Origin of the sequence: Aquitalea sp. ASV11 (genome assembly GCF_016429185.1) — a bacterium.
GTDB classification, from domain to species: Bacteria; Pseudomonadota; Gammaproteobacteria; order Burkholderiales; family Chromobacteriaceae; genus Aquitalea; species Aquitalea pelogenes.
Window position 1 is genome coordinate 1 of record NZ_JAELUD010000049.1, and the last position, 14103, is coordinate 14103.

At 58.8% G+C, this 14103-nt stretch carries 12 protein-coding genes; 6 read left to right on the forward strand and 6 right to left on the reverse strand.

Annotated features, from left to right (window positions below; all coding sequences use genetic code 11):
• From ccsB to JHD62_RS14880, 3 genes are all read right to left on the reverse strand, one after another.
• Nucleotides 1-1075 (reverse strand): c-type cytochrome biogenesis protein CcsB (gene ccsB, locus JHD62_RS14870; protein WP_199103600.1); only part of this gene is annotated, 1075 nt, incomplete at its 3' end.
• Nucleotides 1075-3099: a cytochrome c biogenesis protein ResB gene (locus JHD62_RS14875; RefSeq protein ID WP_199103601.1), complete on the reverse strand. Its 2025-nt coding sequence runs from the start codon at nucleotides 3097-3099 to the stop codon at nucleotides 1075-1077. The genes JHD62_RS14875 and ccsB, both read right to left, overlap by 1 nt.
• Nucleotides 3100-3172: 73 nt before the next feature.
• Nucleotides 3173-3784, reverse strand: a complete 612-nt coding sequence (locus tag JHD62_RS14880; RefSeq protein ID WP_045846523.1) for a cytochrome c — start codon at nucleotides 3782-3784, stop codon at nucleotides 3173-3175.
• Nucleotides 3785-3874: 90 nt separating this feature from the next.
• Here JHD62_RS14880 and yihA point away from each other — a divergent pair, with 90 nt between their 5' ends.
• On the forward strand, nucleotides 3875-4498 hold the full coding sequence (yihA, locus tag JHD62_RS14885) for a ribosome biogenesis GTP-binding protein YihA/YsxC (RefSeq protein ID WP_199103602.1): 624 nt from the start codon (nucleotides 3875-3877) through the stop codon (nucleotides 4496-4498).
• Between the two features lie 226 nt (nucleotides 4499-4724).
• Here the strand turns inward: yihA and JHD62_RS14890 are convergent, their stop codons facing one another.
• The 3 genes from JHD62_RS14890 to JHD62_RS14900 all read right to left on the reverse strand — a co-directional run bounded on the left by JHD62_RS14890 (nucleotide 4725) and on the right by JHD62_RS14900 (nucleotide 7002).
• Nucleotides 4725-5522 carry a septal ring lytic transglycosylase RlpA family protein gene (locus JHD62_RS14890; protein ID WP_370541069.1) on the reverse strand — a complete coding sequence of 266 codons (798 nt, stop codon included), beginning with the start codon at nucleotides 5520-5522 and terminating at the stop codon, nucleotides 4725-4727.
• Nucleotides 5523-5786: 264 nt separating this feature from the next.
• A complete protein-coding gene (locus JHD62_RS14895) occupies nucleotides 5787-6251 on the reverse strand; it encodes a tRNA (cytidine(34)-2'-O)-methyltransferase (RefSeq protein ID WP_045846520.1) in 465 nt (154 codons plus the stop codon).
• Nucleotides 6252-6291: 40 nt separating this feature from the next.
• On the reverse strand, nucleotides 6292-7002 hold the full coding sequence (locus JHD62_RS14900) for a ComF family protein (protein ID WP_199103604.1): 711 nt from the start codon (nucleotides 7000-7002) through the stop codon (nucleotides 6292-6294).
• 128 nt (nucleotides 7003-7130) lie between these two features.
• Here JHD62_RS14900 and bioB point away from each other — a divergent pair, with 128 nt between their 5' ends.
• From bioB to bioC, 5 genes are all read left to right on the forward strand, one after another.
• Nucleotides 7131-8114, forward strand: coding sequence for a biotin synthase BioB (gene bioB, locus JHD62_RS14905; RefSeq protein WP_045846519.1), 984 nt, complete (start codon nucleotides 7131-7133; stop codon nucleotides 8112-8114).
• A 108-nt stretch (nucleotides 8115-8222) separates the two neighbouring features.
• Entirely contained in the window at nucleotides 8223-9377 is a 1155-nt protein-coding gene (gene bioF / locus JHD62_RS14910; RefSeq protein WP_199103605.1) for an 8-amino-7-oxononanoate synthase, read from the forward strand.
• Between the two features lie 64 nt (nucleotides 9378-9441).
• Nucleotides 9442-12288, forward strand: coding sequence for a bifunctional diguanylate cyclase/phosphodiesterase (locus tag JHD62_RS14915; RefSeq protein WP_199103606.1), 2847 nt, complete (start codon nucleotides 9442-9444; stop codon nucleotides 12286-12288).
• A gap of 74 nt (nucleotides 12289-12362) precedes the next feature.
• On the forward strand, nucleotides 12363-13127 hold the full coding sequence (bioH, locus tag JHD62_RS14920; RefSeq protein ID WP_199103607.1) for a pimeloyl-ACP methyl ester esterase BioH: 765 nt from the start codon (nucleotides 12363-12365) through the stop codon (nucleotides 13125-13127).
• Entirely contained in the window at nucleotides 13124-14038 is a 915-nt protein-coding gene (gene bioC / locus JHD62_RS14925; protein ID WP_199103608.1) for a malonyl-ACP O-methyltransferase BioC, read from the forward strand. The genes bioH and bioC overlap by 4 nt, the downstream gene beginning before the upstream one ends.
• Nucleotides 14039-14103: the final 65 nt, after the last annotated feature.

The window sequence follows — 14103 nt, forward strand, 5'->3', positions numbered from 1 at the left end:
CCAGCAAACCGATGACCGCCCACCAGGCCAGCGGCTTGCCGCGCCAGCCCTTCACCAGCCGGATATGCAGCCAGGCAGCGTAGTTCAGCCACACGATCAGTGCCCAGGTTTCCTTCGGGTCCCAGCTCCAGTAGCCACCCCAGGCATCGGCCGCCCACATGGCACCCAGAATGGTGGCAATGGTGAAAAACAGGAAACCGATGGAAATGGCTTTGTACATCATTTCGTCCAGCACTTCCGCGCTGGGCAGCCGGTCTTTCAGCACGCCCTTGAGCACCAGCAGTTCGGCCACACCCAGCATGGCCGACATGGCAAACGCACCATAGCCGACAAAGTTTGCAGGAACATGAATCTTCATCCACCACGACTGCAAGGCCGGGATCAGTGGCTGGATTTCATGCGCCTGACGGTCGAAGCTGTACCACAGGATGAAGCCGACTGCGGCACTGATCACCAGCAGCACGAAGGCACCGGCCTGGCGGGTGGCAAAGCGGGCTTCGTAGTACAGATACATCAGCGCGGTGATCAGGGTGAACAGGATGAAGACTTCGTACAGATTGGATACCGGGATATGGCCGACATCACTGCCAATCAGGTAGCTCTCGTACCAGCGCACGAACAGGCCGGCGGCACCCATGACGGCCGCTGCCCAGGTCAGACCGCTGCCCATGCGCGACAGCATGGCCGAGCGGGTGAGCAGGCCCGCCCAGTACACCAGGGTGGCCAGGAAGAACAGGGTGCACATCCACATGATGGCGGACTGGCTGGACAGCAGGAACTTCAGCCAGAACGCGCTCTGGCCGCGTGCCAGCTCGCCGTGGTACAGGCTGATGCCCAGCAGCGCCACCGTGGCCGACAAGGGGAAAAACCAGCGCCAGGACTTCCAGAACCAGCCCAGTGCCACCAGCCCGACGGCCGAGCCCGCCAGAATGGCTTGCTCGTAACCATCCATATAGGGGTTGTACAGTCGCCAGGCCTGCACTGCGGCGACCACAAGCAGCACGGCATACAGCCAGTCAGCCAGTTTCAGCCGCTTGTACAGCGGCTGCGCGACAAAGGATTGTGCAAGTTCCATCACTTACCTCGTACTAACTGTTGAATTGCTTCGCCATGACGGCGGAAATCTGCATCCAGGTCACGGTTGTGACGGTTGGAGCTCATGGCCAGCCGCACGCCGCCGGGCATGCAGCAGATCCACAGCCGGATTTCCCGGATATAGAACATCAGCACGATGCCGATCACCAGCATCAGCGAGCCAAGATACACCAGGTTCTTGCCGGGCGAGCGGGTCAGTTGCAGGCCGGAGGCCTGAACCTGGTTGAAACCTTGCAGTTGCAGGAACACCGGGGCGTTGTAATCGTGCAGGGCACTGATGCCCACCAGGCTGTCCAGCAGGAAGCGGTAGCGCTTGCCGTCCATGGCAACCGGCTTGAGACCGGCCTTGGCATCGGCCACATCCATCACGTCCACCACCGCGCCTTGCAGGATCTTCACATAGGTTTGTGCCACGGCCTGGCGTTTGTCCTGCGGGACTTTTTCGTCCAGGAACTGCTCCAGCGCCACAAAGCCACCCTGGGCAAAGCGTCCGAGAATCCATTTCACGCTATTGGCAAACTGTTGCTGCATGGCCGGGCTGATGGCCGAACCCTGCATGGCCTTGGCCGTGGTGCGCTTGGCAATTTCGTCGTACAAGGCCGGGTTCATGAAGGCGGTTCGCAGGCGCATGAAGCTGTCCAGCGACAGTTGATCATCCAGCGGCAGGCGCAGGTACTGGAAGGGTTCCGACACCTTGCTGCGCACACCGGCCACCAGATAGCTGACGCCATCTTGCTGGATGGGGGCCATGTAATGATGGAATTCCATCGCCTGGCCCTGTTTGTCACGCAGCTTGAAGGTGACGGACGGGCCGATGTTCTTCAGTTGCTTCTCGTGCTTCACCTCGCGGGCATCCTGCATGCGCTCGCTCAGGCTCTTGCCACTGGCATCGGCATTCTTGCTGCCCATGTTCTCGATATTGAACACGCGCAGATCGCCAAACTCCAGGTTGTAATCCTTGCCATTGGCGCGCAGTGGCTGGGCGGCCATGGACACACCATTGATGGCCACCGGCTGCATTTGCGGCTGGTCCAGATTCCATGCCTTGAAGGTCAGCGGCGAGCCACCGTCGCCAAAGCTGGCCTGGTAGATGGCCACGCCGTCGACGATCAGCGGATGGTTCACCTTCACCTGGGCTTCGGTCACCTTGCCGGTGGCCTTGTCGGTGACGGCAATGTCGCTGGCAAACAGCTTGGGCATGCCGTTGCTGTAGTAATCGACATAGAACTTCTTCAGCGTCACGGTAAAGGGCAGGTCCTGCACCAGATAGCCGTTGCCGGAGTTCAGGAACACCACGTCGGCGCTTTTGCCTTCGGCTACGGTGACATTGCCGCGGAAGGACAGGTTGGAGGTGGACAGCCGGCTTTGGGGCGGAATCTGGCTTTGCGGGATGTCACGGGTTTCCGGCACCACGCTGCCCACCATTTCCGCCAGTTTCAACGGCAGGTTGCCGTCCATCAGCCCGCCAATGCAGATGACGACCAGTGCGATGTGGGCAAAAAAGTAACCCAGCTTGCTGGCTGCACCTTTTTTGGCCGCCAGCACCAGGCTGCCGTCTGCACGCTGGTGTTCACGCCAGCGCCAGCCCTGGCCACGCAGGTAGGCACGCAGCGTTTCCGGGTCTGCTGCCGTGCCATCAAACACGACACTGTGCTTCATCGCCGCCAGTGAGTTGTCCGAGGCTTTTTCGCGGTAGGCCTTCATGTCCTTGATGAAGCCCGGGCCGTTGCGCACGATGCACAAGGTGGTGGACAGCACCAGAAAGGCCAGGATGGTCAGGAACCAGCCGGAATGGTAAACATCGTACAGCCCCAGCTGTTCGAACACGGCAAACCAGTACTGGCCGAATTCGAAGGCATAGTTGGGGTAGGGCTCGTTTTGCTTCAGTACGGTACCGATGATCGAGGCAATGGCCAGAATGGTCAGCAGACCAATGGCAAAGCGCATGGAACTGAACAGTTCGTACAGCTTGTAAACAGCGGTGTGGCGGGAGTTTTTTGTCATCTTGGTGCCGAACACAAAAAGGGAAGCCGGTTAAGGCTTCCCTTTTGAACAAGGCTATCCGCAAAAGTTGCGATTAGCGCAGACCCGAAATGTATTCGGCCACAGCCTTCATTTCGGCATCAGTCATGCGGGAAGCAACATCGGTCATGGTGACGTTCTTGCGATCGGTGCCAGCCTTGAAGTCAGCCAGTTGCTTGGCTACGTAGGCAGCATGCTGGCTGCCAACACGCGGGAACTGGTCCGGGATACCCTTGCCGGCCGGGCCGTGGCAGGCCATACAGGCCGGCAGGTGGCTGGTCGGGTTGCCAACGCGGTAGATCTTGGCACCCAGCGGCATCAGCTCCTTGTTGGCCGCTTCACGGGCCTTGGGCTTTTGCTGGCTGAAGTAGGAAGCGACATTGCGCATGTCAGCATCGGACAGAGCAGAGGCCATGCCCAGCATGATCGGATTCTTGCGCTCACCCTTCTTGAAGGCTTGCAGCTGGTTGTAGATATACACCTCATGCTGGCCGGCCAAGGTCGGGTTTGCCGACGCTACGCTGTTGCCATCAGCACCGTGACAGGCGGCACATACCGTGTCAACGATCTGCTTGCCCTTTACCGGGTCTCCCTTGGCAATGCCTTCTGCCCATGCACTTCCAGCCAGGGTTGCCGCAGCTACAGCCAACAGCATCATCCGTTTCATGATCGCTCCTTGTGAGGAATTCTTAAATATCTGTAAAAGTGGCAATTTCAAACCTGTTATTCTATACCAACTGAAATCAACCTTACTACTATGTCGATTTTTAAAAGCGCCACTTTTTATACCACCGTCAACCATTTGAAGGACCTGCCGCCCACCCGGGCCGAGGTCGCCTTCGTGGGTCGGTCCAATGCCGGCAAGTCCAGCGCCATCAATACGCTGGCCAACCGGACCCGGCTGGCGTATGTCTCCAAGACACCCGGCCGTACCCAGCATATCAACTTCTTTGACCTGGGCCAGGAACGCTTCATGGTGGACTTGCCCGGTTACGGTTATGCCGAAGTACCGGAAGCAGTGCGTGCCCACTGGGTACAGCTGCTGGGCCGTTACCTGCAAACCCGTGACAGCCTGGTCGGGTTGATCCTGATCATGGATTCGCGCCGTCCGCTGCTGGAACTGGACCGCAAGATGCTGGCCTTCTTCCGCGATACCGGCCGTCCGGTGCATATCCTGCTGTCCAAATCCGACAAATTATCGCGCAGCGACCAGCAACAGACCTTGACCATGGTCAGGCGCGAGCTGGCAGATTACCCCGCGGTGTCAGTCCAGTTGTTTTCCAGCCTGAAGAAAACCGGCTGCGAGCAGGTGGAAGGAGTGGTGGAATCCTGGTTTGATGCTGTACTGAAAGAACAGGATTCTCTGCCAGATAGCGAATGACGGAACTTTGTCGGCGGGAGGGCTACTAACCGTGCAGGTGCTCCGGCACCTCCCGCTTGCCTCCCTGAGCGGGAGCCTTACGCTGACAATTAAGGCCTTTACCCCGGCGCAATGTGCGCCGGGTTTTTTATTGTCTGCCGTCTGATGCAACAGACATGAAAAAAGCGAGAGCATTTGCTCTCGCTTTTTTGTGTCCACTGCCATGGCATCCGGATGGTTTGCCTTGTCAGTTGTTCATTACCACATTGGTCACCTTCAGGCTTTCAGCAGCACTGCGTACTGCCGCATCGGAAGTGAAGGGTCCCAGGCGTACCTTGTAGTTGCCCTGCTGGTTGATGATGCCCAGCTTGCCGTCGTAACGGTCGTCCACTTCATCCAGCATTTTCTTCAACAGTGCTTCGGCATTGGCCAGCTTGTTGAAAGAACCGAGCTGCAAATACTTCGGGTTGTCCTCGCTGCGGATATCCGGGCTATTGCTGGCCACAGCCTCGCCACCGGCTACGGGCCATACCCGCTCGATGCTGACCTTGGCACTACCTTGCTTGACGAAGCCCAGCTTGTAGGCCGCCGCATAGGACAGATCCATCGCACGGTTGCGGTGGAAAGGGCCGCGATCATTGATGCGCACGATCACCGACTTGCCGTTGGCCGCATTGGTCACCCGCACGTAGCTGGGAATCGGCAGGGTCGGGTGCGCCGCAGTCATGGCAAACATGTCGTAGCGCTCACCCGAGGTGGTTTTTCTGCCTTGAAACTGCTTGCCGTACCAGGAGGCCACGCCGGTGGCCTTGAACGGTTTTTCACTGGTGTCCGGACGGAAGCTCATGCCCATCGCGGTGTAAGGCTGGTTGGCTGACTTGATCAGCGGTTCCGTCTGGGGTACTGCATCCGGTACCAGATTCAGGTTGACCGGGATATGGTCGGCGGGGCCGTCTTTCTGAAAATAGGCGCCGCCCTTGTTGTTGGCTACGGTGGGCTTATTGGTCGGCTTTGCCGACTGGTTGGTGGCGCTGGCCGTCTTCACGGTGGAGCAAGCCACAAGTACGAGACTGACAAAAACAAGCCACAGCCATCGGAGTACTGATTGCATAGACCTCCCTTATGCTGTTGGGCACATCAAAAAACGTCGGCGGATACTGCCCTTGCGGGTGTTCTCCCCTGCCTTCACGACAGTGGACGGCTGCCTGTGTCCTGTGCCATGGCTGGCTCAGGTCCGGCATGCCATCCGTTTCACTTCAGGCATCAACATTTCTTGCTGGCCCGTTAGTGTTGGCCGGCCTGTGAACTGTCAGCTTCCTCCTGCGAAATCCAGCTGCCGCCACGCTTCAAACACCGTGATTGCAACGGCGTTGGAAAGGTTCAGGCTTCTCGATTCGGGACGCATGGGCAAACGAATCCTCTGTGTGGAGGGAAATTCCTCCAGCACTTCTGGCGGCAAGCCGCGGGATTCGGGACCGAACAGCAAAACGTCCCCAGGTTGGAAAGAAATCTGGTCGTGGCGCGTAGCGCCCTTGGTTGTTGCAGCGAAAATCCGCCGTCCTTGCAGGGCCTGCTGGCAGGCAGCCCAGTTTTCATGGACAACGACACGGGCGTATTCGTGGTAGTCGAGGCCCGCTCGTCGCAACTTGGCATCCTCCATGGGAAAACCCATGGGTTTGACCAGATGCAGTTCACAGCCGGTATTGGCACATAAACGAATCACATTGCCCGTATTGGGCGGGATTTCCGGCTGAAAAAGAACAACGGTGAACATCGTTGGCTGGCTGGATTGTTCCAAAGAATCAAAATCTTGGTCAAGTTTTTGGGAAAGATGCCCTGCAGAGCACCCACGCTTCGACCCGTTTTGCCCCCTGTTTTTTGAGTATTTCAGCCAGGGCAGACAGGGTCGCTCCACTAGTGGCCACATCGTCGACAATGGCGACGGAAAGCCCGTCAATGCGTTGTTTTACGCCAAATGCATGACGGACATTTCGGCTTCTTTCGGCACGGCCAAGAGAGGCTTGCGGCACAGTGTTGCGTTTTCGCCAACACAGTGTGGTGGAAAAACGGCTTTGCATTGTAGCAGCGATTGCCTGGGCCAGTGGAATGCTCTGGTTGAAGCCGCGCTCTGCAAGTCGTTCTTTTGACAAGGGAACGGGAATGACCAGGTCGCTTGAAACAGCCTGTTTTCGGGCAAATTCGGCCATCAGCGCGGCCAGTACACCGGTCATTTCCAGCCGTTTTCCATACTTCACTGCATAAATAATTGCATTCAGGGGGTAGCCAAACAGGTATGGAGTGTGTATGGCGTCGAATGCCGGTGGCCGTCGCAGGCAAAAGCCGCAAATATCCCCCGTCAATGCTGGTTCTGCGCAAATGGGACAGTGCATGGATGGCAGGGCCGGCAAGCTGGCTTTGCAGCCGTTACACAGCCCGTCAGGGCAGTTTCGACGATTACACAACAGACAGTGATGATTAAATATTGAGCAATTGTCAATAAATTTTCTTTTGATATTTGACAGCATGGGAAGCCCTCTGCAAGACTGCGGCCAGACACTCTCAGCCATGCCGTTTTTTTCTTAAATTATCCATTTGTTCAGTTGTAATTTGGCAATAAATACAATTGGCATTTTTGTTGCAATGAAAGCGCATCATGACCACGCAAACCATTCAGTTTTCCCGTCCGGCAACACCGCATCCAGAAAGCAATGTCTGGTCGGTGGCAGAAATCGAAGCACTGCTGGCACTGCCCTTCATGGAGCTGGTTTTCCGTGCAGCGGAGATTCATCGCCAGTTTTTTGACCCAACCAAGGTGCAGCTGTCGACGCTGATTTCCATCAAGACCGGCGGCTGTCCGGAGGATTGTGGCTATTGCCCGCAATCGGTACATCACGATACGCCGGTGGAAAACCAGCCGATGATGACGGTGGACGAGGTGATTGAGGCTGCGCGTACCGCCAAGGCCAATGGTGCCGGTCGCTTCTGCATGGGTGCCGCCTGGCGTGGCCCGAAGGATGCCGATCTGGAACAGACCCTGCGCATGGTCAGCGAAGTGAAGTCGCTGGGGCTGGAGACCTGTGCCACCTTTGGCTTGCTGAAGGATGGCCAGGCAGAAAAGCTGAAACAGGCCGGTCTGGATTACTACAACCATAATCTGGATACCGCGCCGGAAAAGTATGGTGACATCATCCATACCCGTGAGTATGAAGACCGGCTGGATACGCTGGGCAAGGTGCGCGGTGCCGGTCTGTCGGTGTGCTGTGGCGGTATTGTCGGCATGAATGAAACCCGTGCGGACCGTGCCGGGCTGATTGCCCAACTGGCCAATCTGGAGCCGCAGCCGGAGTCGGTGCCGATCAATAATCTAGTGAAAGTGGGTGGCACGCCGCTGGAAGGGGCAGACCCGCTGGACTGGACCGAATTCGTGCGTACCATCGCAGTCACCCGCATCACCATGCCCAGAAGTTATGTGCGTCTTTCTGCCGGTCGGCGCGAGATGCCGGAGGCCATGCAAGCCCTGTGCTTCCTGGCGGGTGCCAACTCGATTTTCTATGGTGACAAGCTGTTGACCACCGGGAATCCGGAGGTGGATGCTGATCGGGTACTGATGGAAAAACTGGACCTGTCGCCGCTGTAAATCAGCCTGATTTTTACTGCCCGGATCGGTCGGATTTTTGCAATGTATATATAAGGAATACTTTTGTGAAAATCCGGCCGATTTTGACGTTTTTTTTCTGAAAGAGCCATGCGCGCCCAAGACCTCCCCACGGCCTTGCTGCAATTGCAGCAACAGCACCGTTTGCGACAGCGTCATTTGCTGGAAACACCGCAGTCCAGTCAGGTGGTGATCGATGGTAAAAACTACATCGCATTTGCCAGTAACGACTACCTGGGCCTTGCCAACCACCCGGCCTTGATCGAAGCCACGCGGGCTGCGTTGCAGCAATGGGGAGTAGGGGGTGGAGCCTCGCATCTGGTGGCCGGGCATTTTGCCATTCACGAACAGGCCGAACAGGCCCTGGCCGATTTTTGCGGTAGCGAGGCCGCGCTGTTGTTCAGCTCGGGCTATGCGGCCAATCAGGCGGTGATTACCAGTCTGGTGGGACGGGGTGATGCCGTTTTTGCCGACAAGCTCAATCATGCTTCCCTGAACGATGCCTGCTTGTTGTCGCGCGCCAGCTTCCGCCGTTTCCGCCATAACGATATGCAGCATCTGGAGGAACTACTGGCCAGCACGCCGGCCCGGACCCGGCTGATTGCAGTGGATGCGGTGTACAGCATGGATGGTGACGAAGCACCGCTAAAGAAACTGCTGCAACTGGCCGATAAATACGATGCCTGGCTTTATATCGACGATGCGCACGGTTTTGGTGTGCTTGGCAATGGACATGGCTCTGCGGTGGAACAGGGTATCGGTGGTGAGCGGCTGGTTTACATGGCGACACTGGGCAAGGCTGCCGGTGTGGCCGGTGCCTTTGTCGCCGGTACTGCCCAACTGGTGCAATGGCTGGTGAACAGTGCCCGCACCTACATCTATACCACCGCGCAACCACCTGCACTGGCAGCAGCCGTACTGGCCAGCTTGCAGCTGATTGCCAGTGAACCCTGGCGCAGGGAACGCCTGCAGCAACACATCAGCATGGTGAGGAAAAGGTTGGCTGATGTAAATTTTCAGCTGATGTCATCCCGTACGCCGATACAGCCGATTATCATAGGCAAGAACGAGCAGGCAATGTTGCTGGCTGCACAATTGAAAGCGCGTGGGTACTGGGTGCCGGCGATACGCCCCCCCACTGTTCCCGAGGGAACAGCCCGTTTGCGTCTGACCTTGTCCGCAGCACATACGCCGGACCAGCTGGAGGGCTTGCTGGACAGCGTGGTGTCAGCAATACAGTCATAGGGGATGACTGTGTCTGTTCGTAGCATGACCGGATTTCCCGGCTAACTCATACTACGATAACGACATGAAGAGTACGGCGGATTACCTGTCCACGCAGCAAGAGGCTGCCCGCACTGCGCTGGAGCTGATCCAGCGGCAGGGCGAAACAACGGCTGCTGCGCTATGGGCATTGGTGGGCTCCAGTTGGCAATGTCTGGCCACACTGGGTGCTGCAGACAGCCTGCCGAGTGCCCAGGCCTTGTCGGCAGGGCGCTTGCCCGGACCGGACGGCGCTGCCCTGCCGCTGGACCTGCATGGCACTACCCTGGGCTGGCTGGTGTGGCGCGGCAAGATTGCCGACAACGCCGATGCGGTACTTGCCTTGCTGGTGGGGCATTTGCACAGTGCCAGCCTGCATTCTGCCCAGTCCCAGTCCCGGGTGATGAATGAAACCCTGCTGGAAATCAGCCAGCTACCGGGCGAGTGCAATACGCTGGATGAAATGCTGCCCAAGCTGCACCGGCTCTTGATGCGGCTGATGGATGCCAGCAATTTCTACATTGCGCTGTTTGACGAGCAAGGCGGCCAGCTGTACTACCCCTTTTATACCGATCAGCAAGACCCGGCCCCGCCCTCACCCGAGGCCGTCTTCAGCAAGGAACAGACCACCCGCTCGCTGACAGCCTGGCTGATGCGCATGGGCAAACCGCTGGTATTGACCCGGCAACGCCTGCTGGAAGTCTGCGAGCAAGAACAGCTGGTACTGGAAGGCCCTCTGCCCGAGTTGTGGATGGGGGTGCCGCTGACCAATGTCAGCAATGCGGTGATCGGCGCTGCCGTGCTGCAGTTCTATGCCAGCCAGGCGCCTTGTACCTCGGCCGAGCAGGCCTTGTTCCTGTTTGTCACCCGGCATATTGCCTATGCACTGGACCGCATGTTGTATCGCAGCCAGCTGGAGCGCCAGGTCTGGTTGCGTACCTGCGAACTGGAGGGGGTGAATGCGCGTCTGCGTTCGGAGATTTCCGACCGGCAACGCGCCGAGCGTTTCCAGGATGTGCTGTTCCGCATTGCCGACCTGTCCAATACCAGCCTGTCGCTGGAAGCCTTCCTGGCGGGCGTGCATCGCTTGCTGATGGAGCTGGTGGCAGGGCGCAACTGCCAGGTTGCCCTGTACGACATGAACAGCGACATGCTGAGCTTTCCCTATTGTGCCGATGACTTCCAGCAGGTCAGCCAGACCCGTCGTCCCGGCAGGGGACTGGTAGAGCAGGTATTGCATAGTGGCCGGCCATTATTGCTGGACCGTACCCCTGCACAGCTGAACCCGACGGAAGAAAGCACGGCCCCTCCCATGTGCAGCTGGCTGGGCGTACCACTGTATTGCGGGCACGAGCTCTTGGGTGTGTTGTCGGTACACAGCTATCAGAACGATGTGATTTACAGCTATCGCGATCAGGAAGTGCTGGAGTTCGTTGCCAACAATATCGGCACCGCACTGGCCCGTGTCCGCGCCATGCAGGACCTGCAAAACGCCTATGCCGAGCTGGAAGAACGCGTGCGCGAGCGCACCAGCGAGCTGGATGCGGTGAACGCCCAGCTGGAGTTCGACAGCCTGCACGACCCGCTGACCAAGCTGCCCAACCGCAACTACTTTGCCAAGACGCTGCGTCGGGCGTGGGACAGTTATCTGTCCGGCAACGGTGCCCGCTTCAGTGTCATTTTCATCGACCTGGACCGCTTCAAGCTGGTGAACGATACCCTGGGCCACCTGGCTGGCGACCATCTCTTGTTTGAAGCCGGTGCCCGTATCCGCTCCTGCCTGCGGCACTATGACTTCCTGGCCCGGCTGGGTGGCGACGAATTTGCCATCCTGCTGTTTGGCACCGAAACGCTGGATGGCTGCGAGATGATTGCGCGGCGCATTGTCAGCGAATTCGAACGACCGGTGATTCTGGCCGGTCGGGAAGTGTTTTCCACCGCCAGCGTCGGGGTGGTGCTGGCAGACCGCGACCACTACCACAAGGCCGAAGAACTGCTGCGCGATGCCGACCACGCCATGTACTGCACCAAGCAGCAGGGGCGGCAAGGCTATACCGTGTTCAATCACCAGCTGCGCATCAACCAGGCTGACCAGCTGGCACTGGAAAGCGAGTTGCGCCGTGCGCTGGATGCGGAAGACCAGTTGCAACCCTTCTTCCAGCCCTTCATCGACGCCCGTAGTGGCAAGCTGGTGGGGTTTGAATCGCTGGTCCGCTGGCGCCACCCGCAACGCGGCCTGATTTCCCCTGCGCTGTTTTTGCCAGTGGCGGAAGAGAGCGGCCTGATCACCCGGGTGGACCGCTACATGATCAAGGCAGCCTGCCGCCAGTTGCGCCAATGGCTGGATGCCGGCCTGGTGGGTAGCGACATCGCACTGCACCTCAACCTGTCATCAGCCAATTTCCACGATCCGGAACTGGTGAGCTGGGTGCGCAGCATCATCGAGGGCTATCAGTTGCCCGCAGCCATCCTGCATCTGGAAATCACCGAAAGTGCGCTGATTGATGTGCCGGAAATTGCCGCCACCGTGATGCACGCGCTGCATCAGCTGGGGGTCAAGCTGGCACTGGATGACTTTGGCACCGGTTATTCTGCGCTGTCCTACCTGCATCGCTACCGCTTTGATGTCCTCAAGATCGACCAGAGCTTTGTGTTTGATCTGGACCGCAAGGAAGAATCCGTCGCTATTGTGCGTGCCATTCTGGCGCTGGCCCAGGCACTGGGGCTGGACGTGGTGGCTGAGGGGGTGGAAACCGCCGCCCAGCTGGCCCGCCTGCAGGAAATGGGCTGCGCCAAATTGCAGGGCTATTACTTTGCCACCCCCAGTCCGGCAGAAGCCATCGACTGGGAACGGCTGGCGCGCTTTGTGCAGGAATTCCGCCGTGCTGCCTGAGTTTTGCCATACAGCGGCTTTTCTTTTACCGGCAGGGCTTGCGAAACAGGCCCTGTTCCCCCATTTAACTGCCCATGAATCTGTTTGTTGAAAGCCGTGGCCGTGGCCCGGATGTGGTCATGCTGCATGGCTGGGGCCTGCATGGCGGGGTGTTCGATCGTGTTGCCAGCCAGTTGGCCGACCATTACTGCGTCCATCTGGTCGACTTGCCCGGCCATGGTGCATCCGCCCCCCTGGCGCGCTTTGATGCCGACGAAGTGGCCGACCTGGTCGATGCCCAATTCCCCTTTCCGGTACAAGTTGTCGGCTGGTCGCTGGGCGGGCTGATTGCCCAGCACTGGGCCGCCCGTCACCCGGACAAGGTAAAGAGCCTGGCGCTGGTGGCCACCAGCCCGCGCTTTGTGCGCGATGACAGTTGGCCGCATGCCCAGCAACGTGCCGCCATCGAAGCAGTGGGTGCCAGCCTGGATGGCGCATTCGAGCAAACGCTGGAGCGCTTTCTGGCCTTGCAGATGATGGGCGCCCCGGCCGCGCGCGACACGGTCAAGGCCGTGCGCGAACAATTGTTTTCCCATGGCCGTCCGCAAGGTTTGCTGCCCGCACTGCAATTGCTGCTGGACGCCGACGCACGGGCACTGGCCAGTCACATCCACTGCCCGGTAGCGCTGTTTTATGGTGTGCGCGATGCCATCACCCCGATAGGCGCAGGCCGCTGGCTGCAGGCCGCGCTGGCCGATGCCACCCTGCATGAATTCACCCAGGCTTCGCATGCGCCATTTTTGTCCCATCAGGACGAGTTTGTCGCCAAGCTGGCCCAGCATCTGGAAGCCTCTGCATGAGCGAAGCGTTTTATACCGACAAAGACCGTATCCGTGCCTCTTTTGAGCGTGCGGCCGCCAGTTATGACGCCGCTGCCGTGTTGCAGCGCGAAGTGTCCGACCGCATGGCCGAGCGCCTGTCCTACATCAAGCACCAGCCGCAAGTGATTCTGGATGCCGGCACCGGCACCGGCTATGGTGCCGCCCAGCTGCGCGCCCAATACCCGGATGCCCAGATTGTCGAGCTGGACCTGGCCCACGCCATGCTGTGTGCCTCGCGCGAGCGTCAGCGTGCCGGTGACGGCCTGCTGAAAAAGCTGTTCAAGCGCAGCCAGCCCTGGCAAGTGTGTGCCGATGTGGAAAGACTGCCCTTGGCCGATAACAGCGTGGACATGATCTGGTCCAATCTCACCATCCAATGGGTGAACATTCCGGACAGCGTGTTCAGCGAATTCGAGCGCGTGCTCAAGCCGGACGGCATGCTGATGTTTTCCACCCTGGGCCCCGATACCCTGTTCGAGCTGCGCGAGGCCTTTGGCGGCGTGGACAAGGCTACCCACGTCAACCAGTTCATCGACATGCACGACCTGGGCGATGCGCTGATGCGGGTAGGCTTTGCCGAACCGGTGATGGACATGGACAAGATCGTGCTCACCTACGACAAGGTGCGCGACGTGATGCACGACCTCAAGGCCATCGGCGCGCACAATGCCACGCGTGACCGCAGCCGCGGCCTGATGGGCAAGCAGGCCTGGCAACGGGTGGAAGCCGCTTATGAAACCCGCCGCCGAGATGGCAAGCTGCCTGCCACTTATGAAGTGGTGTATGGCCATGCCTGGAAAAGCACGTTGAAGAAAAAGGGCAATACCCTGCCGGATGGCCGTCAGGTGATCGAATTCGTCAAACCGGGCAGCTGGCCGGGCAAGGTCTAGCTGTTCAAGTTGCTTGCCAGACCGGTGAGGGAGGCCACTTCCTGCACCGGCAGGCAGATTTCTGA

Excerpts from the sequence above, each read along its gene's own strand:
- JHD62_RS14875 (WP_199103601.1), bottom strand. The coding sequence starts at position 3,099 with ATGACAAAAAACTCCCGCCACACCGCTGTTTACAAGCTGTACGAACTG.
- JHD62_RS14880 (WP_045846523.1), bottom strand. The coding sequence starts at position 3,784 with ATGAAACGGATGATGCTGTTGGCTGTAGCTGCGGCAACCCTGGCTGGA.
- yihA (WP_199103602.1), top strand. The coding sequence starts at position 3,875 with ATGTCGATTTTTAAAAGCGCCACTTTTTATACCACCGTCAACCATTTG.
- JHD62_RS14895 (WP_045846520.1), bottom strand. The coding sequence starts at position 6,251 with ATGTTCACCGTTGTTCTTTTTCAGCCGGAAATCCCGCCCAATACGGGC.
- JHD62_RS14900 (WP_199103604.1), bottom strand. The coding sequence starts at position 7,002 with ATGCTGTCAAATATCAAAAGAAAATTTATTGACAATTGCTCAATATTT.
- bioB (WP_045846519.1), top strand. The coding sequence starts at position 7,131 with ATGACCACGCAAACCATTCAGTTTTCCCGTCCGGCAACACCGCATCCA.
- bioF (WP_199103605.1), top strand. The coding sequence starts at position 8,223 with ATGCGCGCCCAAGACCTCCCCACGGCCTTGCTGCAATTGCAGCAACAG.
- JHD62_RS14915 (WP_199103606.1), top strand. The coding sequence starts at position 9,442 with ATGAAGAGTACGGCGGATTACCTGTCCACGCAGCAAGAGGCTGCCCGC.
- bioH (WP_199103607.1), top strand. The coding sequence starts at position 12,363 with ATGAATCTGTTTGTTGAAAGCCGTGGCCGTGGCCCGGATGTGGTCATG.
- bioC (WP_199103608.1), top strand. The coding sequence starts at position 13,124 with ATGAGCGAAGCGTTTTATACCGACAAAGACCGTATCCGTGCCTCTTTT.